Here is a 22,472-nt window from a genome sequence, read left to right as displayed (position 1 = left end):
TGTTCTGTTCTGAATCGATGAGTCCGCCGCGCGGTGGCTTATTCGGACGGGGTTTCCTGGATATGGCGCGACAGCCAGATGCTCTGCGCCACGATGAACACCAGCATCAGGCCCATGCTGCCGAACAGCTTGAAGTTGACCCAGGTGTCGGTCGAAAACTGGTACGCCACATACAGGTTGAGCACGCCCATTACCGCGAAAAAGCCCGCCCAGGCGACGTTGAGGCGGCCCCACATCGGTTCGGGCAGCGTCACCTGCTTTTCCATCATGGCGCGGATCAGGTTCTTGCGCCATCCGATGACCGAGCCGATCAGGGTGACCGCGAACAGCCAATAGAGCACCGTCGGCTTCCACTTGATGAAGGTTTCGTTGTGCAGCAGGATCGTGGCGCCACCGAATACGGCGATGATCGCCAGGCTGACCCATTGCATGGGCTCGGCCTTGCCGTGACGGAAGTGAACCCAGGCAATCTGGACCACCGTCGCGCCGATCGCCACGGCCGTCGCGGGATAGATGCCGAACAGCTTGAAGGCGACGAAGAAAAGGATGACCGGGAACAGGTCGAAAAGAAATTTCATGCGGATGCGATAAGGTTGGCGGGTCGGCGATCAGGCTGGCCCGCGGGCGATCCGCCGCCGGGCAGATCGGTCATGCGACCGGAGTGCGGGTGTCGTCACCCACGATCTTCCGGATCGCGATCATCGAATTTTAGCGCAGCCGAGTTGATGCAATACCGAAGTCCGGTGGGAGCGGGGCCGTCTTCGAAGACGTGGCCCAGATGGCTGCCGCATTCCTTGCAGCGGACTTCCACCCGTGTCATGCCGTGGCTGTGGTCGGTGTGCTCGGCGATCACTTCGCCGTTGATCGGGCGGAAATAGCTCGGCCAGCCGCAGCCGGCGTCGAATTTGGTGGCCGACTCGAACAGCGGCGTGCCGCAGCCCACACAATGGTAGATGCCCTGGTTCCAGTGGTCCCAGTACTGGCCGGTGAACGGGCGCTCGGTGGCGGCCTCGCGCGTGACGCGGTACTCGATGTCCGACAGCTGGGAGCGCCATTCGGCGTCGGTCTTGGTCGTGGTCATGATCGTGCTTCCTGGTAGTGCGGCATTCTTGGGGGCGTTTGGTCTGGGTTACGACGAGCAACTGACTTCAAGGCCGGAGGCCCAGTCGGGCGGCAGCTTTGCATAGGGCTCGGCTTCGGGCTGTTCGTCAAATGGCTTCGACAAAACGGCCAGCAGGCGATCCACTTCGGAGAAATCCTTGTCGCGCGCGGCGCGGATTGCCGTCTCGGCCATATGGTTGCGCAGGACGTACTTCGGATTCGTGGCCAGCATGCCGGTCGTGCGTGCCGCATCGTCCGACTGCTCGCTCTGGAGCCTCGCGCGGTACTCAGCTGCCCACGCATCCCAGGCCGCGCGATCGAGGAACAGGTCGCGTACCGGTGCGTCGTGCGAGTTATCCAGCGAAGAAACGCGCGAAAGATTGCGCCAGAACAATGTGTAGTCCACGCGATTTTCGTGAAGTACACGGAACAGATTGGTCATCAGCGTCTCGTCTTGCTCCTGTTCGCTGCGCAGGCCAAGCTTGGCGCGATAGTGACGGAAGAATGCCTCCGCGTAGCGGTCACGGAACGGGTCGAGCGCCTCACGCGCGGCTTCCACCGCGGCTGCCTTCTCGACCTCGGGGTCTACCGCGTTGGTGTCGCGCCAGAGCGGCAGCAGCGCCTGTGCCAGGCAGTGCAGGTTCCAGAAGGCGATCTGTGGTTGCTGGCTGTAGGCGTAGCGGCCCTGCTGGTCTGAGTGGTTGCAGATGTGATTGGCGTCGAATGCGTCGAGGAATCCAAATGGGCCGTAGTCGATCGTCAGGCCCAGGATCGACATGTTGTCGGTGTTCATCACCCCGTGGCAGAAGCCCACTGCTTGCCAGTGGGCGACCATGTCGGCCGTTAGCAGGGACACTTCGCGCAGCAGGGCCTGGTACGGATTCGCGGCGTCCCGGCAGGCTGGGTAGAAGTTGTCGATGACGAAATCGGCCAGTTGACGGAGCGACGCATGGTCTTCACGCGCGGCAAAGTGCTCGAAATGCCCGAAACGGATAAAGCTTGGCGCCAGCCGCGTCACCACAGCAGAGGTCTCGATGGTTTCGCGACGTACCGGCGCGTCGGAGCCGATGATCGACAACGCCCGAGTGGTCGGCACGCCCAGCGCATACATGGCCTCGGAGCACAGGTATTCGCGAATCGAGGAACGCAGGACCGCGCGGCCGTCTGCCATACGAGAGTAGGGAGTGAGTCCACCCCCCTTCAGTTGGATCTCCCACGGGCCGCCCGGCGTTTGCGCTTCGGCCAGCCGGATCGCGCGGCCATCGCCGAGCTGCCCGGCCCAGACGCCAAACTGGTGTCCGGAGTAAACGGTGGCCAGCGGGTCCGCCCAGTCCGGTACCGCGTTGCCGACGAAGCTGTCGATGAAGGCCGGGTCCTTGACCGCATCCCGCAGGTCCGTCTCGTTCCAGCCCAGCAGCGCCGCAGCGGCTGGCGCGACACTGACAAGGTAAGGCGAAGGCAGTGGCGTCGGGGTGAGCCGCGTGAAGAAGCGCTCGCCGAGCGCGGCAATGCCGGGGCGCGTGCCAAAAGGTACGTTGAAGGAGGTCGGGGGCAAGACGTCAGTGGGTTCGTTGGGCATCAGGGGCAGCCAAAAATGGCAGGGCTCCGCATCGATCAGACCGTTCAATGATGGCGCTGCCGAATGCCCAGTATGAGTGCACATGCATCAAGTGCATGGTGCTAGGGGAAAACGACATATTGAGACACATCTGGCCTCGCAGTATTGTACTTGCACCGGTTTCCCCCTGTAGCCCAAGGGTCTCCGCTGTATCGCAGACCACGCAAATAGCGATGCAAATAGCGGACATCAATCCTATGCATGACAGGGGCCGGAGCGCTGCCATCGAGCGCGGCGCTCGCGCGATCCATCACACATAAGTGTCACCGGTTTCTGTTTTCGCGGAGTATGGGAGCAATCGGCCAAAAATTAGCACGATTGTTCGTTTTTCAGACTGATCATTCAAGACTGGAGACAGTTTCATGGCTTTGATGGGACAAATGATGAGCGCACCGTTGCTCATTTCCTCCATCATCCGGCACGCTGCGCGCTACTACGGCAGCACCGAAATCGTCTCGCGACGAACCGAAGGCGACCTGCATCGCTACACCTACCGCGATTGCGAACTGCGCGCGCGCAAGCTGGCACAGGCGCTTGGCGCGCTGGGCGTGCAGCAGGGCGAACGCGTTGGCACGCTGGCCTGGAACGGCTATCGCCACCTCGAGATTTACTACGGCGTGTCCGGCATGGGCGCCGTCTGTCATACGATCAACCCGCGCCTGTTCCCGGAACAGATCGCTTACATCGTCAATCATGCCGACGACAAATACGTGTTCTTTGACAGCACGTTCCTGCCGCTGGTAGAGGGCGTGGCACCACATTGCCCGAACGTGAAGGGCTGGGTGATGATGTCCGACCGCGCCCACATGCCGGCCGAGTCGAAGGTCGACCTGATCTGCTACGAAGACCTGATCGACGCCCAGGACGGCAACTACGAGTGGCCGCAGTTCGACGAAAACCAGGCGTCCAGCCTTTGCTACACGTCCGGTACCACGGGCAACCCGAAGGGCGCGCTGTACTCGCATCGCTCGACGGTGTTGCACTCGTACGCCTCGGCACTGCCCGATGCGCTCGGATGCTCGGCGCGCGACGTGATTTTGCCGGTCGTGCCGATGTTCCACGTCAATGCCTGGGGCCTGCCGTACTCGGTGCCGCTGGTCGGCGCGAAGCTGGTGTTGCCCGGGCCGAAGCTTGACGGTGCTTCGCTGTTCGAACTGTTCGAGCAGGAGGGCGTGACCTTCTCCGCCGGCGTGCCGACGGTCTGGCTGGGCCTGCTGCAATACGTCCAGGCGAACAAGCTGCAGTTCTCGACGTTCCGCCGCACCGTGATTGGCGGATCGGCTGCGCCGCCCGCAATGATCCGCGCGCTCGAGGCGCTGGACGTGGAAGTCATCCACGCATGGGGCATGACCGAGATGTCGCCGCTGGGCACGTCTTGCAAGCTGCTGGCGCGCCATTTGGACCTGCCTGAGGAGGCGCGTCACAAGATCGTGGAGAAGCAGGGCCGCGTGATCTATGGCGTCGACATGAAGATCGTCGACGGTGACGGCAAGGAACTGCCGTGGGACGGCAAGGCCTTCGGCGACCTCTACGTGCGCGGCCCGTGGGTCATCGACCATTACTTCCGCAACGACAACAGCCCGCTCGTGGATGGCTGGTTCCCCACCGGGGACGTGGCCACGATCGACGAAGAGGGCTACATGCAGATCACGGACCGCAGCAAGGACGTGATCAAGTCTGGCGGCGAATGGATCTCGTCGATCGATGTCGAGAACGTCGCTGCCGCGCACCCGGCCGTGCACATGGCCGCCTGCATCTCCGCGTATCACCCGAAATGGGACGAGCGACCGCTGCTGGTGGTGGTCAAGCGCCCGAACATGGAGATCACGCGCGAGGAACTGCTCGGGTTCTTCGAGGGCAAGGTCGCCAAATGGTGGATTCCCGACGATGTGCTGTTCGTCAGCGAGATTCCGCTCACGGCTACCGGCAAGATGCAGAAGCTCAAGCTGCGGGAGCAGCTCAAAGACTACAAGCTGCCCACCGCCTGAGGCCGATCGAGGTCGACCGCAGCGGGATATTCATCTGATCAGGTAGCAGCAGGCATTTGCGCGGGCTCAGGGAAAGGGGTCCGCGCGCCGGTGACCGGCCACGCGAGGAGGGTGTGGCCGGCCACTCATCGCCAATGACAACAAGTGAAGGAGACAGGTATGACCAAGTTGCGTCCGCTGGTAACCGGGGTGGCGGCAGTTGTGGCACTGGGTTCCGCGCTGGTATCGGGAGTGGCTGCAGCCGATACGGTGAAGATCGCGTTTATCGATCCGCTTTCGGGTTTGATGGCCCCCGTGGGCCAGAACCAGCTCAAGAGCTGGCAGTACGTGGCCGACGTGGCCAACCAGAAGAACTGGGCGGGCGCGCACAAGTTCGAGGTGGTGGGGTTTGACAACAAGCTGTCGCCGCAGGAAAGCCTGACCATCCTCAAGCAGGCCGTGGACCAGAACATCCGCTATATCGTCCAGGGCAACGGCTCGGCCGTGGGTCTGGCGCTGGAAGATGCGGTGGCCAAGCACAACGAGCGCAATCCGGGCAAGGAAATCGTCTACCTGAACTACGCCGCGGTGGACCCGGACATGACCAACAGCAAGTGCAATTACTGGCATTTCCGGCTCGACGCGAACTCCGACATGAAGATGGAGGCGCTGACGACGTACCTGGCCAAGGACCCGAACGTCAAGAAGGTCTACCTGATCAACCAGAACTACTCGTTCGGCCACCAGGTGGCGCGCGCGGCAAAGGAATACCTGAAGCGCAAGCGTCCTGACATCCAGATCGTCGGCGAGGATCTGCACCCGCTGGCGCAGGTCAAGGACTTCGCGCCGTATGCGGCCAAGATCAAGGCGTCTGGTGCCGATACAGTGATCACCGGCAACTGGGGTAGCGACCTCGCGCTGCTGATCAAGGCGGGCAAGGATGCCGGCCTGCCGGTCAATTACTACACGTACTACGCGGCCACCACCGGGGTGCCGACGGCGATGGGTGCCTCCGGCGCCGAGCACGTCAAGTACGTCGGCTACTACAACCCGAACAATCCCACCTTCAAGGGTGGCGACATCGTCGAAGGCTTCAAGAAGAAGTACAACGACGACTTCTATGTGATGGCGGCTTACTCGGGCATTGCCTTCCTTGCCAAGGCCATGAAGGACACTGGTTCCACGGACCCGGTCAAGGTGGCCAAGGCGATGGAGGGCGCGAAGGTCGAGAGCATGAATGGGACGGTGGAAATGCGTAACACCGACCATCAGGCCCAGCAGCCGCTGGTGGTGGCCACCTGGACCAAGGTCAACGGCAAGGACATCAAGTTTGACCAGGAAAACACCGGCTATGGCTGGAAGACCAACGCGCAGCTTGACCAGTTCGTGGCCGCGCAGCCGACTTCCTGCCAGATGAAGCGGCCGAACTAAGTCGGGAAGACAAAGAGAAGGAAGGGCAGATCAGGGTTCCCGTTCGCGCGGGAACCCTGGACAATGCGGATTTTGTCGGGCCATGCTCCGGTGCCGAGGAGTTGCCGTGGAATTTTTTGTCATCTCGCTGTTGAACGGTGTCAGCTATGGGCTGTTGCTGTTCATGCTGTCATCGGGGCTGACGCTGATCTTCAGCATGATGGGTGTGCTGAACTTCGCGCATGCCAGTTTCTACATGCTGGGCGCGTACTTTGCCTACACCATTGCCACCAAGGTTGGCTTTTGGCCCGCGCTGATCTTTGCGCCGTTGCTGGTGGCTGGTGCCGGGGCACTGGTGGAGCGCTTCGGCCTGCGTACCGTTCATAAGTTCGGCCATGTCGCCGAACTGCTGTTCACCTTCGGGCTGGCCTATCTGATCGAAGAAGGGGTCAAGCTTGTCTGGGGCCTGGCCGCAGTGCCGTACCGGATTCCCGAGGTACTGGATGGCCCGCTCTTCACCGTCTTCACTTCGTCGTTCCCGAAGTACCGTGCGTTCATGATGCTCGTGTCACTGGGGATGCTGGTAGCGATCTACCTGGTGCTCACACGTACCCGCATCGGTCTGGTGATCCAGGCGGCGCTGACCCATCCCGAGATGGTCGAGGCCCTTGGTCACAACGTGCCGCGTGTCTTCATGATGGTCTTCGGCGGCGGTGCCGCGCTGGCCGGCCTGGCTGGGGTCATCGGCGGCAATGCGTTCGTGACCGAGCCGTCGATGGCGGCGGCGGTCGGGTCGATCGTATTTGTCGTGGCTGTGGTCGGTGGCATGGGGTCGCTCGTGGGGGCGTTCATCGCTTCGATCCTGATCGGGGTGCTGCAGACCTTCGCCGTGACCATCGACGCCTCGATGGCGGGGCTGCTCGGCAGCCTTGGCATGACGGTCACCGATGCCACACCGCTCAGCTCGCTCTGGAAACTCACGGTTGCCCAGGTGGCGCCGGTGCTGCCTTACGTGCTGATGGTGGTAATGCTGATCTTCCGCCCACGCGGGCTAATGGGTACCCGGGAGAGCTGAGCGATGGAGTCGACGACGATGCAACAATCTTCCGATCCGGTGGTCACGGGCCGGACCATGCGCTACCGCCCGATGAACCTGTTGCGCTGGCTGATCTGGGGCGTGACCGTGGTGCTGATGCTGGTGATGCCATTGATCTTCAGCGGCGGCTTCGCGGTGACGCTGCTGTCGCAGATGGGCATCATGATCATCTTCGCGCTCTCGTACAACATGCTGCTTGGGCAGACGGGCATGTTGTCGTTCGGGCACGCCGTATATTCCGGGCTTGGCGCGTTTATCGCGGTGCACGTGCTGAACATGATCGGCGCGGGCAAGGTCTGGCTGCCGGTGTCGATGCTGCCACTGGTGGGTGGGCTGGCCGGGGCGTTCTTCGGCGTGATCTTCGGCTACGTGACGACGAAGAAGTCGGGTACCACGTTCGCCATGATCACGATGGGGATTGGCGAGATGGTCTTTGCCAGTTCGCTGATGTTCCCGGACTTCTTCGGTGGCGAGGGCGGTATCTCGACCAACCGGGTGGTCGGCGAGCCGTTCCTCGGTATCACATATGGCCATGGCCGTCAGGTCTATTACCTGATCGCCGCATGGTGCCTGCTGTCGATGGTGGCGATGTATGCGTGGACCCATACGCCGCTGGGACGTATCGCCAACGCCGTGCGCGATAACCCCGAGCGTGTGGAGTTCATCGGCTACAACACGCAACGGGTGCGCTATCTGGTGCTGATCCTGTCCGCGTTCTTCGCCGGCATCGCAGGCGCGCTGTCAGCGATCAACTTCGAGATTGTCTCGGCGGAGAACGTCAGCGCCGTGCGCTCGGGCGGCGTGCTGCTTGCGGCGTTTATCGGCGGGGCGGGAGTGTTCTTTGGCCCGGTGATTGGCGCCATCGTGTTCACGCTGTTCGCCGTGGCTCTGTCCGATCTGACCAAGGCATGGCTGCTCTACCTTGGCCTGTTCTTCGTGATGATGGTGATGTTCGTGCCAGGCGGCATCGCCAGCCTGCTAATGATGCAGATGCCGCTGGTGGCAAAGAAGCAGTTCGGCCGGATGCTGCCGTACTACGGGCGGGCTGCAGTGGCCGGTGCGGTGCTGCTGGCAGCGCTGATCCTGACGGTCGAGATGGTGTACAAGGTGCAGGTCGATAGCGCCAATGGCACGGAAATGTCGCTGGTGGGCATCAACTTCGATGCCGGCACGTTCGCGCCATGGATTGTTGCTGCGGCGCTGTGGGCGCTGGGGTATGCGGCGTGGCGCTGGGCGGCGGGGCAGGTTCGCGCGCAGCTCGATGCGATTCAGACGCAAACCGGGGGACACGCATGATGACGCCCGCACTTGAGCTTTCCGACGTCCGCAAGCGATTCGGCCAGACCGAGATTATCCGGGGCGTCACCCTTTCCATTGGCAAAGGTGAGCGCCACGCGCTGATCGGGCCGAACGGGGCGGGCAAGTCCACCACGTTCAACCTGATCTCCGGTCGATTCGCGCCGACGTCGGGCAGCGTGAAGCTGAACGGGCAAAGCATCGCCGGACTGCGGCCGTTCGAGATCAACCGGATGGGGCTCTCGCGCAGCTTCCAGATCACGAACATCTTTCATCGGCTGTCCGTGTTCGAGAACCTGCGTTGCGCGGTGCTCTGGTCGCTCGGCTATAAGTATTCGTTCTGGCACCGCCTGTCCGAACTGCGCGACGCGCGCGAGCGGGCCGAGGAAGTGCTCGAACTGATCGGCATGGAGCATCGGCGCAATACGCAGGCCGGCTTGTTGACCTATGCGGAGCAGCGCGCGCTGGAAATCGGCATCACGATCGCCGGCGGGGCCGAGGTCATCCTGCTCGACGAGCCGACGGCTGGCATGAGCCGCTCCGAGTCTGACCATGCCGTGGAACTGATCCGGAAGGTTACCGTCGGCAAGACGCTGGTGATGGTGGAGCACGACATGAGCGTCGTGTTTGGCCTGGCCGACAGGATCTCCGTGCTGGTCTATGGCGAGGTCATCGCCACCGATACACCCGAGGCGATTCGGAGCAATCGCAAGGTCAAGGAGGCTTATCTGGGTACCACGCTGGATGAACCGGCCACCGAGGGAGCGCACGGATGAGCACGCGGATGCTGGAAGTCACCGGGTTGCACGCCTACTACGGCAAGAGCCATATCCTCCACGGCGTGGATGCGCATGTGGACCAGGGCGAAATCGTCGCACTGCTCGGCCGCAACGGTGTGGGGCGATCGACCATGGCCAAGGCGATACTCGGCATGGTGAAGGCGGAGGGCTCGGTCAAGTTCCGGGGCGAGGAAATGCTCGGGCGCCGCACGTTCGAGATCGCGCATGCGGGGATCGGCTACGTGCCGGAGAATCGCGACATCTTCCCGACGCTGACCGTGCGGCAGAACCTGACCCTCGGCGAGAAGCGTAATCCCCGCCAGGCCAAGCCACGCTGGTCCGTCGCGGACATGTATAAGATGTTCCCAAGGCTCAAGGAGCGGGAGAATACGCCGGCCGGCGTGCTGTCGGGCGGCGAACAGCAGATGCTGACGCTATGCCGCACGCTGATGGGCGACCCGGACCTGGTCCTGATCGACGAACCCACCGAGGGCCTCGCGCCAATGATCGTCACGCTGGTGGGAGATTTCCTGAAGACGCTCAAGGAGCGCGGTATCTCGGTGCTGCTGATCGAGCAGAAGCTGGCGATCGCGCTCGACATTTCACAGCGCGTCTATGTGATGGGCCACGGCCATATCGTCTTCGAGGGGACCCCCGTTGAACTGAAGGCGAATGCGCAGATACGGAAGGAGTGGCTGGAGGTGTAGGTGCTGGGCCGGGATTCAGATCCCAGGCCAGAGACATATCGGCGCCGCATCTCGATGGCCGGCCCCCGGCTGTTGTTCAATCCACTGCTGTATATTCAAAGCGCCTTTCTCACACGGGTGAGCAAGGCGCTTTGCCATGCGCGTCAGACTGCGCTGGCGTTCTCGTCCCCCCGAGCTGATCTGACGCCGCGCGATTGACCCTGCGCAATCGCAATCCACCCCGCCATCATTTTGAGACTCTGGCACTTGGCCCTCGTTGCCACGATGCCTAGGATTGCCCGTGTCGTCGACGCGCGTCGGCGTACGGGTTGCGTGCCTGGCACGCCATTCTCACACTTCAAGGTTCATATGGACGGCGTCATCGAGCTATTCGGCTGGTTTGTGTTCAACGTAGCGCTGCCGTTGGGCGCACCGTTAGCACTGCTGCCTTTGGCTCGCGTCCCGAGTTTCTTTCGCGCGCACCGCCGGGGCATCGTCTGGCACGCCATCAAAGGGGGTCAATTGCTTTGGGCCGTGATTCCGATGAGCGCCAGCGCCTGTCACCTGCTGGCCACCGCGCTCGAGGTACCCGGTGTATCGGATGCTCTTCGGCCGTACATCTGGTTCGTTATGGTGATCCACGTGGTGGTGATCGTCGCGGCATCCGTGCTTGTGCTGTTTGCCACCATGGATGCGCATCAGCGTGACGTTCTCGCGCATTCGCAAGCACAAAGGATCCCACGTTCCTGGATCTGGCTCACATGCATGAGCGGGGGTGTCCATTTTGTGGGCTACGTGGCCCTAGTCAGGCCGCACTTGCCCTTGTAGTTTCCAACTCGACAGGAGTAACTATGATTAGATTTCTCAGCAGGATGCATGAAGACAAGGTGTTCTTCACGAAGGTCATGGATCGCTTTCTCACCGTCCTGACACTGGTATCCGTAGGAACCATGGGTGGAGCGATGTATGAGCTGCTGAAGCGAAGCCAGTGAGTGATCTCGTTCCCCAGGCAAAAGCGCCCGCAATGCGGGCGCTAGCGCTTTCGGTGCCGTGACGCCAGCAAGCGTCGGCGATCAGTCCTTCTTTACCAGTTCAAACGGCATGTCTTCGTAGTCGATCATGCGCGTGCCGCGTACGATTCGGTAGCCGAGCCAGAGCGCCAGGAAGACTGGCACACCAATGTAGGTCGAGACGATCTCTTGCCAACGGCCGGGGATGTCAGTGAATGCCTGATAGTTCTGGCCGCCCACGATGACGAGACACAGGACGCCAGCGAAGATCGGGCCGAACGGATAGAGCGGAGAGCGGTAGGCGAGATCGCTGACCTTGTAGCCCTGATACAGCAGACCCTTGCGGAAACGATAGTGGCTGACGGCGATACCGAGCCACGCGAAGAAGCCGGTCATTGCCGAGGTGTTGAGCAGCCACAGGTACACGGCCTTGTCGCCGAACAGCGAACTGAAGAAGCACAGCGCGCCGATGCCCGTGGTCACCAGTAGCGCGTTGAATGGCACGCCGTTCCGGGTGAGCTTGGCCAGTGCCCTCGGGGCGCGCTGGCTGACCGCCAGGCCATAGAGAATCCGAGTCGAAACATACATGCTCGATGTCCCCGCCGAGAGCAGTGCGGTCAGCACCACGGCGTTCATCAGCGCCGCGGCGAAAGCCAGGCCGGCGTGCTGGAAGACAAGTGCAAACGGGCTGACGCCAACGTCGGTCACGTCATTGCGGAGCAAGTTCGGGTCGGTGTACGGAATCAGCACGCCAATGATCAGGATGGCGACGACGTAGAACAGCAGGATGCGCCAGAACGTCTGTCGGATCGCGCGCGGAATCGTGCGTCCGGGGTCAGCGGCTTCGCCGGCCGCCACGCCGACCGTCTCGGTTCCCTGAAATGAGAAGCCGGCGATCATCGCCACCGCGAAGAGCCCGGGGAGGCCACCGACGAATGGGGCTTCGCCGGTCGTGAAGTTGTGCCAGCCCGATTGTGGCCCACCTTTGAGGATGCCGAGGATCATCAGCACGCCCACGCACAGGAAAACGACGACGGTTACAACCTTTATCATGGCGAACCAGTACTCGGCCTCGCCGAAGCCCTTCACCGAGAACGCATTGAGCGCGAACATCAGTGCCAGAAAGCCCGCGCTCCAGTAGATGCCCGGTACCTCCGGGAACCAGTACTGCATGACCAACTGGGCTGCCGTCAGTTCGACGGCAATTGTCACAGCGAGGCTGAACCAGTAGTTCCAGCCAAGTGCGAAGCCAAAGCCCTCGTCGACGTAGAGGGCGCTGTAAGTCACGAATGACCCTGCCACGGGCATGTGCACCGCGAGCTCGCCAAGGCTGGTCATCAGGCAGTACACCATCAGGCCGATCAGGCAGTAGGCCAGCAGGGCGCCGCCGGGGCCGGACTGTGCGATGGACGCGCCCGAGGCGACAAACAATCCGGTGCCGATGGCGCCACCCAGGGCGATCATCGTCAGGTGGCGTGCCTTGAGCTTGCGGTGCAGGTCGTCGTGCTCGACGACCGGGTGTTGATGAGGGTGTGGATGGGACATCAGGGTCGCTGGATCGTCGGAGGGGCCTGGTTGGACTAGGTCTTGTGGACCGGCCGCATCACCCCGGAAAAACGAAAGGCGCGAGTCTACCGTGCCTTTTTCGATGGATTCGAGGCGTGTATCAAATAAAGTAGTGCAGGGTGTCGAATTCGTCTCGGAAGTGGCGTGGCAGGCATAGGGGAGAGATGTCTCTACGGGTTCCCCCTGAGGGATTTGGGCCGCGCGCAGGATCACCATGAACGCCGGACAAATCCGGCATGAAGGCCGCGCATAACGCGGTTTGCGCGGTCGAAAAATGAAATTGAACGACCGTGCTATTTTGTGTATGCTTGATCCGCTTTCGAGCCGGATGGCTTGTGTGGCAAGGGATTGCGGGGCATAACACCATCAACCCGCGGTCCTGGCGGTACCCCTTCATTCGAGAATTCGAATCCCGAGACAAAATCCAGACACCAAAGGAACGCGTATGACAGCGCAGTATCAGGTTCAGGACGGCGTAGCCGTCATCACACTCGACAATCCCCCCGTCAACGGCCTCGGTCATAGCACCCGCCTTGGCATCGTCGAAGGCTTGACCCGTGCGCTGGATGACGCGGCCGTCAAGGCAGTGGTCATTACCGGCGCCGGCAAGGCTTTCTCGGGCGGCGCCGACATCCGCGAATTCAACACGCCCAAGGCCACGCAGGAGCCGACGCTGCACTCGGTGATCCGCGCCCTGGAAGCCTCGACCAAGCCGATCGTGGCGGCAATTCACTCGGTCGCCATGGGTGGCGGCCTGGAACTGGCACTGGGCTGTAACTATCGCGTGGCCGCCAAGGGCGCCCAGATCGCGCTGCCGGAAGTCAAGCTCGGCCTGCTGCCGGGCGCTGGTGGCACGCAACGCCTGCCGCGCCTGATCGGCCTGGAGCACGCGCTGAACATGATCGTGTCCGGCACCGCGATTCCGTCGGAGAAGTTCGCCGGTTCGAAGCTGTTCGACGAGATCGTCGATGGCGACGTGCTGCCTGCCGCGGTCAAGTTCGCCCAGAGCGTGGCTGCCGCGCCGGGACCGTACCCGAAGGTGCGCGACCTGAAGGTGCGCCACGAGAACGCCGAAGGCTTCCTGGCCTTCGCCCGCAATACCGTGGCTGCCGTGGCCAAGAATTTCCCGGCCCCGCTGAAGTGCGTGGATGCCGTGGCGGCTTCGCTGAAGCCGTTCGAGGCTGGCCTGAAGGACGAGCGTGATGGCTTCATGTACCTCGTCGGCACGCCGGAATCGCGCGCGCTTCGTCACGCGTTCTTTGGCGAGCGCGCCGCCAGCAAGATCCCCGATGTGCCCGAAGGTACCCCGGTACGCAAGATCGAGCGCGTTGCCGTGATCGGCGCCGGCACGATGGGTGGCGGCATCACGATGAACTTCCTGAACGCCGGCATCCCCGTGACGATGCTGGAAATGAAGCAGGAAGCGCTGGAGCGCGGCGTGGCCACGATCCGCCGCAACTACGAGAACAGCGCCAAGAAGGGCAAGCTGACGCAGGAGAAGGTCGAGCAGCGCATGGGCCTGCTGACCACCACGATGTCCTATGACGACATCAAGAACGCCGACCTCGTGATCGAGGCCGTGTTCGAAGAAATGGGCGTCAAGGAAACCGTCTTCAAGAAGCTGGACGAAGTGATGAAGGACGGCGCGATCCTGGCCTCCAATACCTCCACGCTGGACGTCAACAAGATTGCCTCGTTCACGCGTCGTCCGCAAGACGTGGTCGGCATGCACTTCTTCAGCCCGGCCAACGTGATGAAGCTGCTGGAAGTGGTGCGCGGCGAGAAGACCGGCAAGGACGTGCTGGCCACCGTCATGCAGATCGGCAAGAAGATCAAGAAGACGGCCGTGGTGTCGGGCGTCTGCGACGGCTTCATCGGCAATCGCATGATCGAGCAGTACAGCCGCCAGGCCGGCTACCTGCTGGACGAAGGCGCGCTGCCCGAGCAAGTGGACAAGGCCATCGAGAAGTTCGGTTTCGCGATGGGTCCGTTCCGCATGGGCGATCTGGCTGGCAACGACATCGGCTGGGCGATCCGCAAGCGCCGCGCCGTGGACAAGCCGGACATCCAGTACTCGAAGACCGCCGACAAGCTCTGCGAGATGGGCCGCTTCGGTCAGAAGACCGGCGCAGGCTGGTACGACTACAAGGCTGGTGATCGCAAGCCGTACCCGAACAAGCAGGTCAACGACATGATCGTCGAGCACTCGAAGGAGCTCGGCATCACGCGCCGCAAGATCTCGGACGAGGAAATCGTTGAACGTCTGGTGTTTGCACTGGTGAACGAAGGCGCCAAGATCCTGGAGGAAGGCATTGCCTCGAAGGCGTCGGACATCGACATGGTCTACCTGACCGGCTACGGCTTCCCGCTGTTCCGTGGTGGCCCGATGCTGTACGCGGACCAGGTCGGCCTGTACAACGTGGCCCAGTCCATGAAGCGCTATGCCAAGGGTTACCACGGCGAAGCGTGGGTGGTGGCACCGCTGCTGCAGAAGCTGGCAGACGAGGGCAAGGGCTTCAACGGCTGATCGCGACCGCGTGAACGCAAAGGGATAACGCGAATCATGGCCTACGGCGCGCAGGATTGCCTGCTGGTGATCGATGTGCAGAACGACTTCATGCCGGGGGGCGCGCTGGCCGTGCCGCGCGGCGATGAAGTCGTGCCGGTCATCACCGGGTTGGCGCCGGCATTCGAGCACGTGGTGCTGACGCAGGACTGGCATCCCGCCGGTCATGTGTCCTTCGCCACGAGCCATGTCGGTACCGCGCCGTTCCAGACCATGATGTTGCCGTATGGCGAGCAAGTGCTGTGGCCCGATCACTGCGTGCAGGGCACGCCTGGCGCCGCGCTACATGCGGACCTGCGCATCCCGCACGCGCGGATGGTGATCCGCAAGGGTCACCACGCCAACGTGGACAGCTACAGCGCGTTCATGGAGGCGGACCGCACGACGAAGACCGGACTGGCTGGCTATCTGCGCGAGCAGGGCGTTCGCCGGGTGGTCTGCGTCGGGTTGGCAACGGATTACTGCGTGGCCTGGACCGCGCTCGACGCGCGTGCAGCGGGCTTCGAGGCGGTGGTCGTGGAAGATGCCTGCCGCGCGATCGATCTGAACGGATCGCTCGACCAGGCATGGCGAGAACTGGCTGCGGCCGGTGTTCGTCGCACGACTACCGACGCACTGCGGTCTGGTGCCGGTATGCACAATCCCTGGCTCCCTGAGTCCTGAAGCGTCACGCAACGAAAGCCGAATACACCGAATATTTCTCGCAAGTTTGCAAGAGACACCAAGATACCGAGGAGCAACACATGAACGAGGCAGTCATCGTATCCACCGCCCGCACCGGGCTGGCCAAGAGCTGGAAGGGCGCTTTCAACATGACCCACGGCGCGACCCTGGGCGGTCATGCCGTTCAGCACGCCATCGCCCGCGCGAAGATCGAAGCCGGTGAAGTGGAAGACGTGCTGATGGGTTGTGCCAACCCCGAGGGCGCCACCGGCGCCAACATCGCGCGCCAGATCGCCCTGCGCGCTGGTTGCCCGGTGACCGTGCCGGGTGCCACCGTGAACCGTTTCTGCTCGTCCGGCCTGCAGACCATCGCCATGGCCGCGCAGCGTGTGATCGCCGATGAGGGCGACATCTTCGTCGCTGGCGGCGTGGAGTCGATCTCGTGCGTTCAGCAGGACATGAACCGCCACATGATTCAGGAAAGCTGGCTGAACAAGAACAAGCCGGAAATCTACTGGAGCATGCTGCAGACCGCCGAGAACGTGGCCAAGCGCTACAACATCGGCAAGGATCGCCAGGACGAGTACGGCGTGCAGAGCCAACTGCGTGCCGCCGCTGCCCTGGAAGCCGGCAAGTTCAAGGACGAAATCGTGCCGATGACGGTGCTGGCAGGCGTGGCCGACAAGGCCACCGGCCAGCTGATGACGAAGGAAGTCACGATCGACGCCGACGAAGGTATCCGTGCCGACACCACGCTGGAAGCCGTGTCGAAGATCCGCACGGCCATGCCGGGTGGCGTGATCACCGCCGGCAATGCCTCGCAGTTCTCGGATGGCGCCTCGGCAGCCGTCGTGATGAACGCACGCGTGGCCGCCGCCAAGGGTCTGCAGCCGCTGGGCGTCTTCCGCGGTTTTGCCGTGGCGGGTTGCGAGCCTGACGAGATGGGTATCGGCCCGGTGTTCGCGGTGCCGAAGCTGCTGAAGAAGGCTGGCCTGAAGGTTGACGACATCGGTCTGTGGGAACTGAACGAAGCGTTCGCCGTGCAGGTGCTGTACTGCGCCGACAAGCTGGGCATCCCGATGGATCGCCTGAACGTCAACGGCGGCGCGATCGCCGTGGGTCACCCGTACGGTGTGTCGGGCGCGCGTCTGGTCGGCCATGCGCTGATCGAAGGCAAGCGCCGTGGCGTCAAGTACGTCGTGGTGACGATGTGCATCGGCGGCGGTCAGGGTGCCGCCGGCCTGTTCGAAGTGCTGTAAGGCATCTCGGGCACACACTGTGTTCCCCCTCTCTCATGCAATGGGAGAGGGGCGGGGGAGCGAGCTTTCCGGTTCAGGCGGCAATCTGTCGCAAGCCGCGCCGCAGCGCCTGCTCCCCCAACCCCTCTGCCGCTTGGCGGGAGAGGGGAGCTTTTCCCTCACCGCATACTGAAGGCCAAGCCGCCTTTCGTTTCAGCCCGGAGCTTCCTATTCCATGTCGCTGATTCTTTCCCGTCGTGACCTCAACTTCGTTCTGTACGAATGGCTCAAGGCCGAGGAACTGACACAGATTCCCCGATTTTCCGATCACTCGCGTGAGACGTTCGACGCCGCGCTGGATACGTGCGAGAAAATCGCCACCGATCTGTTCGCCCCGCACAACAAGAAAAGCGATGCCCAGGAGCCGCATTTCGATGGCGAGACGGTCACGATCATCCCCGAAGTCAAGACCGCGCTGAAGGCCTTCTGCGAAGCGGGCCTGATGGCCGCCGGCCAGGACTATGAGTACGGCGGCATGCAGTTGCCCGTCACGCTGGAGAAAGCCGCGTTCGCCTACTTCAAGGCCGCCAACGTTGGCACGAGTTCGTACCCGTTCCTGACGATCGGTAACTCGAACCTGCTGCTCACGCACGGCACGCCGGCACAGATCGATACGTTCGTGCGTCCCGAACTGGAAGGTCGCTTCTTTGGCACGATGTGCCTGTCGGAACCGCAGGCGGGCTCGTCGCTCTCGGACATCACCACCCGCGCCGACTACGAAGGCGAGTCGCCATTGGGCCAGCAGTATCGGCTGCGCGGCAACAAGATGTGGATCTCGGCGGGCGAGCATGAGCTCTCGGACAATATCGTCCACCTCGTGCTGGCCAAGATCCCCGGCCCGGATGGCAAGCTGATCCCCGGTGTGAAGGGCATCTCGCTGTTCATCGTGCCGAAGTACCTCGTCAACGAGGATGGCTCGCTGGGCGAGCACAACGACGTCGTGCTGGCTGGCCTGAACCACAAGATGGGCTACCGTGGCACCACCAACTGTCTGCTGAACTTCGGCGAGGGCATGAAGTACCGCCCGAATGGCAAGGCGGGTGCGATCGGTTATCTGGTCGGCGAAGCGCACAAGGGCCTGGCCTGCATGTTCCACATGATGAACGAGGCGCGCATTGGCGTCGGCCTCGGCGCGGTGGCACTTGGCTATACCGGTTACCTCCACGCGCTGGACTACGCGCGCAATCGTCCGCAGGGCCGCCCGGTGGGCCCGCAGGGCAAGGATCCGGCGAGCCCGCAGGTCAAGCTGGTCGAACATGCCGACGTCCGTCGGATGTTGCTGGCGCAAAAGAGCTACGTCGAAGGCGGTCTGGCGCTGAACCTGTACTGCGCGCGGCTGGTCGACGACGAGCACGCGGCCAAGGCGGCCGGCGAGGCCGAGCGGCAACGCGAGCTGTCGCTGCTGCTGGATATCCTCACGCCGATCGCCAAGAGCTGGCCGTCGCAGTGGTGCCTGGAAGCCAATAGCCTGGCCATCCAGGTGCATGGTGGCTACGGCTACACACGTGAGTACAACGTCGAGCAGTTCTATCGCGACAACCGCCTCAATCCGATTCACGAAGGCACGCACGGTATCCAGGGTCTGGACCTGCTGGGCCGCAAGGTGGTGATGCAGGACGGCGCCGCGTTCCAGTTGCTCGGCAAGCGCGTGCAGGACACTTGCCAGCGGGCGCAGGCCACGGGTGACAAGACGCTGGGCGAGCAGGCCCGCGCGCTTGGCGCTGCCACCGCGCGCCTGGCCGAGGTCACGCGCACGCTGTGGGCGGCCGGAGATTCGAATGTCACGCTGGCCAACGCGTCGGTATATCTGGAGGCATTCGGCCATGTAGTCATGGCGTGGATCTGGCTTGAGCAGGTGCTGGTAGCGCAGGCCGCGCTGTCGAACGCCAAGGGCGAGGATGCCGATTTCTATCGTGGCAAGCTGGCAGCGGCGGCGTTCTTCTTCAACTTCGAGTTGCCGAAGGTGTACCCGCAACTCGACCTGCTTGCATCGCTCGATCGTACGACGCTCGACATGCAGGACGCCTGGTTCTGAACGCAAGCCACTAAAAGACGATTCTGGCGTCTAGCCAGAGCCGCTTCGCTTCATTTGTGTAGCGGCGAAGAAGGATAAAACGGGAGACAACATGAGGACCATCCAGCAATTGTTCGACCTCAAGGGCCGTACAGCGCTGATTACTGGCGGATCGCGCGGCCTGGGGCTGCAGATTGCCGAAGCACTAGGTGAACAGGGCGCCCGCGTGGTGCTGTCGGCCCGCAAGGCCGATGAACTGCAGGCCGCGCAGGAACACCTGAAGTCGCGTGGCATTGCGGCGGAATGGATCGCCGCGGATGGCTCGCGCGATGCCGAAATTGCCCGGCTGGCCGACGAGGCGCTGGCGAAGCTCGGACACGTCGATATCCTCGTCAACAACGCCGGGGCCACCTGGGGCGCGCCGGCCGAGGATCATCCGGTCGAGGCCTGGGACAAGGTGATGAACCTGAACATCCGCGGCCTGTTCCTGCTGACGCAGCGGATTGGCAAGCTGTCGATGATTCCGCGTCGCAGTGGCAGGATCATCAACGTCGCGTCGATCGCGGGCCTGGCCGGGAACCCGCCGGGTTCGATGGAGACCATTGCCTACAACACGTCGAAGGGCGCCGTGGTCAACTTCACGCGCACGCTGGCGGGCGAGTGGGGCGAGCACAACATCACCGTCAACGCGCTGGCTCCGGGCTTCTTCCCGTCGAAGATGACGCAGGGGTCGCTGGACCGCATGGGCGTGGACAAAATGTGCGAAGGCGTTCCGCTGCATCGTCTGGGCGATGACGACGATCTGAAGGGCGCGGCACTGCTGTTTGCCTCGGATGCCGGCAAGCACATCACCGGCCAGATCCTGGCGGTAGATGGGGGCGTCAGCGCAGTCTGATCACGCGCGGCAGCTTCCCTTTCTAGCACGCGGGAAAGGGAAGCAGACAAAGAGCATAATTGCGCAATCTGTTTTTCACTGCCCCCAAGGATATGACGCAACGCCAACTCACCATCCCATTCCTCGCTGATCTCGGCGTGCTCTGCAATTTCATGGAGAACGGCCGCAGCGAGATCGAACTCGACCTGCAGAAGCGCCACCAGAACAGCTGGGACATGGCCCACGGTGGTGTGACCATGACCCTGCTCGACGTGGCCATGGCCATCGCCGGACGTTCGTTGGATGCCGAAGGCCGTGGCGTGGTCACGATCGAAATGAAGACGAGCTTCATGGCCCCCGGGCGCGGCAAGGTGTTCGCGCGCGGCCTGGCCGTGCATCGCACCTCGACCATGGTGTTCTGCGAGGGCGAGATTGTCGACGCGGAAGGCAAGATCGTCGCCAAGGCATCCGGGACGTTCAAGTACATCAAGCGCGTGCCACCCAAGCGGGAATCCGGCGCGGCCGATTCGGGCGCGGACGGCTGATCCCGTCGCGCCAGCGCAATACCTCTCTAACCTCAAACGAGCGAAGGAACCGATCATGTCGAAGCAAACGTACAAGCGCATCGTCCTGGCTTCGCGCCCGGAAGCAGCGGTCACCCCCGACAATTTCCGCATCGAGGAATTGCCGGTCCCCGAACTGGCCGACGGCCAGGTGCTGGTGCGCAATCATTTCCTGTCGCTCGATCCGTACATGCGCGGGCGCATGAGCGATAGCAAGTCGTATGCCGATCCGCAGCCGCTCAATGAAGTGATGATTGGCGGTACCGTCGGCGAAGTCATCGCCAGCAAGAATCCCAAGTGGAACGTCGGTGACAAGGTCATCGGCATGTTCGGCTGGCAGGAGCTTGGCGTGAGCGACGGCAGCATGATGCAGAAGGTCGACACCACGCACATTCCGCTGTCCGCCTATCTGGGTTCGGTGGGGATGCCGGGCGTGACGGCCTGGTATGGCCTGAACAAGATCATCGCGCCGAAGGCCGGCGAGACGGTTGTCGTCAGCGCGGCGTCCGGCGCGGTGGGTAGCGTGGTGGGGCAGCTTGCCAAGCTGGCCGGCTGCTACGTGGTAGGCGTGGCCGGCGGCAAGGAAAAGTGCGACTACGTGGTCAATGAGCTTGGCTTCGATGCCTGCGTGGACTACAAGGCTGCCAAGGACGCGAAGGAACTGTACGCGATGGTCAAGGCGGTCACGCCGAAGGGCATCGACGGCTACTTCGAGAACGTCGGTGGAGACATCCTCGACGTCGTGCTTGCCCGTCTGAACCCGTTCGCGCGCATCGCGGTTTGCGGTCTGATCGCTGGCTATGACGGCCAGGACATGCCGATTCGCAATCCGCGCGCGATTCTGGTGGCGCGCGCGAAGATCGAGGGCTTTATCGTGTCCGAGCATATGGAACTCTGGCCGCAGGCACTGCGGGAACTGGGTACCCACGTCGCGCAGGGCAAGATCAAGTTCCGCGAGAGCATTGCCGAAGGTCTGGCCAGCGCACCCGAGGCATTCATCGGGCTGCTCAAGGGCAAGAACTTCGGCAAGCAGCTCGTGAAGCTGGCATAAGGCCGCCTTCGACGCAGTACACCCCCGCAAATAGACAAATAGACAAAGAAAGTACAGGAGACAACCATGAATGCCCCGCAAGCCAAGGATGAGATCGGCGCCGGTCTCTCGGAAGAGGTCAAGGCCCGCTATCGCAACCTGCCGCGCCCGCCCCAGTTCGCCACGCCGGCCGAGGAGCGGCTGCATCGCAAGCAGCGGCTGGCGGCGGCATTCCGGTTGTTCTCCAAGTTCGGCTTCGACGAAGGTGTGGCCGGACATATCACCGCGCGCGACCCCGAGTTCGGCGATACCTTCTGGGTCAATCCGTTCGGCGTGCATTTCAGCCAGGTCAAGGTGTCGAACCTGATCCGCTGCGACCACCACGGTAACGTGGTGGAGGGCGACTATCCGGTCAACGCCGCCGCATTCGCGATCCACTCGCGCGTGCACCAGACCCGCTCGGATGCCGTGGCCGCCGCGCACTCGCACAGTACCTTTGGCCGTGCGTGGTCGACGCTCGGGCGCAAGCTCGATCCGCTGACTCAGGACGTCTGCGCCTTCTACAACGACCATGCGCTGTATGACGATTTCGGTGGTGTGGTGGTGGAACTCGACGAAGGTCAGCGTATTGCCAACGCGCTGGGCGACAACAAGGCAGCGATCCTCCAGAACCACGGCCTTTTGACCGTTGGCAAGACCGTCGACGAAGCCGCGTGGTGGTTCATCACGATGGAGCGGTCGTGCCAGGTGCAGTTGCTGGCGGAGGCCGCGGCTGCGCGTACCGGTGACGTGCCGAAGGCGATCAGCGACGCCGCCGCCCGTCAGGCGTACTCGATCGTGGGTACGTCGCAGGCTGGGTGGTTCCAGTTCCAGCCGCTCTACGCGCGCATCGTGAAGGAGCAGCCGGACCTGCTCGACTGATTCCAACGGGAGGC

General features: G+C 62.7%; 20 protein-coding genes. 16 read left to right on the top strand and 4 right to left on the bottom strand.

Going from position 1 to position 22,472, the window contains the following annotated elements:
- Positions 1 to 38: 38 nt before the first annotated feature.
- The 3 genes from K6G35_RS08465 to K6G35_RS08455 form a co-directional block, all read right to left on the bottom strand.
- Complete coding sequence (locus tag K6G35_RS08465; protein ID WP_008650249.1) at positions 39 to 578, bottom strand: septation protein A; 540 nt, start codon at positions 576 to 578, stop codon at positions 39 to 41.
- 95 nt (positions 579 to 673) lie between these two features.
- Positions 674 to 1,081 (bottom strand): peptide-methionine (R)-S-oxide reductase MsrB, encoded by a 408-nt coding sequence (gene msrB / locus K6G35_RS08460; protein WP_008650248.1) that lies wholly within the window; start codon positions 1,079 to 1,081, stop codon positions 674 to 676.
- Positions 1,082 to 1,129: 48 nt separating this feature from the next.
- On the bottom strand, positions 1,130 to 2,680 hold the full coding sequence (locus K6G35_RS08455; RefSeq protein WP_495675552.1) for a protein adenylyltransferase SelO: 1,551 nt from the start codon (positions 2,678 to 2,680) through the stop codon (positions 1,130 to 1,132).
- Between the two features lie 401 nt (positions 2,681 to 3,081).
- Here K6G35_RS08455 and K6G35_RS08450 point away from each other — a divergent pair, with 401 nt between their 5' ends.
- The 8 genes from K6G35_RS08450 (at position 3,082) to K6G35_RS08415 (ending at position 10,945) form a co-directional block, all read left to right on the top strand.
- Entirely contained in the window at positions 3,082 to 4,707 is a 1,626-nt protein-coding gene (locus K6G35_RS08450; RefSeq protein WP_495675551.1) for a 3-(methylthio)propionyl-CoA ligase, read from the top strand.
- 159 nt (positions 4,708 to 4,866) lie between these two features.
- The gene (locus K6G35_RS08445) at positions 4,867 to 6,117 is read left to right on the top strand and encodes a branched-chain amino acid ABC transporter substrate-binding protein (RefSeq protein WP_008650245.1); all 1,251 of its coding nucleotides are present in this window, start codon (positions 4,867 to 4,869) and stop codon (positions 6,115 to 6,117) included.
- 106 nt (positions 6,118 to 6,223) lie between these two features.
- Positions 6,224 to 7,171, top strand: coding sequence for a branched-chain amino acid ABC transporter permease (locus K6G35_RS08440; protein WP_029307826.1), 948 nt, complete (start codon positions 6,224 to 6,226; stop codon positions 7,169 to 7,171).
- A 3-nt stretch (positions 7,172 to 7,174) separates the two neighbouring features.
- Positions 7,175 to 8,488 carry a branched-chain amino acid ABC transporter permease gene (locus K6G35_RS08435; RefSeq protein WP_008650243.1) on the top strand — a complete coding sequence of 438 codons (1,314 nt, stop codon included), beginning with the start codon at positions 7,175 to 7,177 and terminating at the stop codon, positions 8,486 to 8,488.
- The gene (locus tag K6G35_RS08430; protein ID WP_008650242.1) at positions 8,488 to 9,264 is read left to right on the top strand and encodes an ABC transporter ATP-binding protein; all 777 of its coding nucleotides are present in this window, start codon (positions 8,488 to 8,490) and stop codon (positions 9,262 to 9,264) included. The genes K6G35_RS08435 and K6G35_RS08430 overlap by 1 nt, the downstream gene beginning before the upstream one ends.
- Positions 9,261 to 9,974 carry an ABC transporter ATP-binding protein gene (locus K6G35_RS08425; RefSeq protein WP_495675550.1) on the top strand — a complete coding sequence of 238 codons (714 nt, stop codon included), beginning with the start codon at positions 9,261 to 9,263 and terminating at the stop codon, positions 9,972 to 9,974. Before K6G35_RS08430 ends, K6G35_RS08425 begins: the two co-directional genes overlap by 4 nt.
- Positions 9,975 to 10,322: 348 nt before the next feature.
- Complete coding sequence (locus tag K6G35_RS08420) at positions 10,323 to 10,781, top strand: hypothetical protein (RefSeq protein WP_040011217.1); 459 nt, start codon at positions 10,323 to 10,325, stop codon at positions 10,779 to 10,781.
- 23 nt (positions 10,782 to 10,804) lie between these two features.
- Positions 10,805 to 10,945, top strand: coding sequence for a hypothetical protein (locus K6G35_RS08415; RefSeq protein ID WP_008650237.1), 141 nt, complete (start codon positions 10,805 to 10,807; stop codon positions 10,943 to 10,945).
- Between the two features lie 81 nt (positions 10,946 to 11,026).
- On the opposite strand, the gene K6G35_RS08410 is transcribed toward K6G35_RS08415, so the two are convergent.
- A complete protein-coding gene (locus tag K6G35_RS08410; RefSeq protein WP_008650236.1) occupies positions 11,027 to 12,508 on the bottom strand; it encodes an amino acid permease in 1,482 nt (493 codons plus the stop codon).
- A 466-nt stretch (positions 12,509 to 12,974) separates the two neighbouring features.
- Between K6G35_RS08410 and K6G35_RS08405 the strand changes: the two genes are divergently transcribed.
- From K6G35_RS08405 to K6G35_RS08370, 8 genes are all read left to right on the top strand, one after another.
- Positions 12,975 to 15,056: a 3-hydroxyacyl-CoA dehydrogenase NAD-binding domain-containing protein gene (locus tag K6G35_RS08405; RefSeq protein WP_008650235.1), complete on the top strand. Its 2,082-nt coding sequence runs from the start codon at positions 12,975 to 12,977 to the stop codon at positions 15,054 to 15,056.
- Positions 15,057 to 15,092: 36 nt separating this feature from the next.
- Complete coding sequence (gene pncA, locus K6G35_RS08400) at positions 15,093 to 15,758, top strand: bifunctional nicotinamidase/pyrazinamidase (protein WP_495675549.1); 666 nt, start codon at positions 15,093 to 15,095, stop codon at positions 15,756 to 15,758.
- Positions 15,759 to 15,838: 80 nt separating this feature from the next.
- The gene (locus K6G35_RS08395; RefSeq protein ID WP_008650233.1) at positions 15,839 to 17,017 is read left to right on the top strand and encodes an acetyl-CoA C-acyltransferase; all 1,179 of its coding nucleotides are present in this window, start codon (positions 15,839 to 15,841) and stop codon (positions 17,015 to 17,017) included.
- A 214-nt stretch (positions 17,018 to 17,231) separates the two neighbouring features.
- Positions 17,232 to 19,091 carry an acyl-CoA dehydrogenase gene (locus K6G35_RS08390; protein ID WP_495675548.1) on the top strand — a complete coding sequence of 620 codons (1,860 nt, stop codon included), beginning with the start codon at positions 17,232 to 17,234 and terminating at the stop codon, positions 19,089 to 19,091.
- Positions 19,092 to 19,182: 91 nt separating this feature from the next.
- The gene (locus tag K6G35_RS08385) at positions 19,183 to 19,965 is read left to right on the top strand and encodes an SDR family oxidoreductase (protein ID WP_008650231.1); all 783 of its coding nucleotides are present in this window, start codon (positions 19,183 to 19,185) and stop codon (positions 19,963 to 19,965) included.
- A gap of 92 nt (positions 19,966 to 20,057) precedes the next feature.
- Complete coding sequence (locus K6G35_RS08380; protein WP_024569840.1) at positions 20,058 to 20,489, top strand: PaaI family thioesterase; 432 nt, start codon at positions 20,058 to 20,060, stop codon at positions 20,487 to 20,489.
- Between the two features lie 55 nt (positions 20,490 to 20,544).
- On the top strand, positions 20,545 to 21,558 hold the full coding sequence (locus K6G35_RS08375) for an NADP-dependent oxidoreductase (protein WP_008650229.1): 1,014 nt from the start codon (positions 20,545 to 20,547) through the stop codon (positions 21,556 to 21,558).
- 66 nt (positions 21,559 to 21,624) lie between these two features.
- Positions 21,625 to 22,458, top strand: coding sequence for a class II aldolase/adducin family protein (locus K6G35_RS08370; RefSeq protein WP_008650227.1), 834 nt, complete (start codon positions 21,625 to 21,627; stop codon positions 22,456 to 22,458).
- The last annotated feature ends 14 nt before the right edge of the window (positions 22,459 to 22,472 follow it).

Source organism: Cupriavidus sp. HY129 (assembly GCF_059492215.1).
The sequence above is the reverse complement of the archived record's forward strand: the minus strand, read 5'-3'. Positions and strand labels throughout refer to the sequence as shown.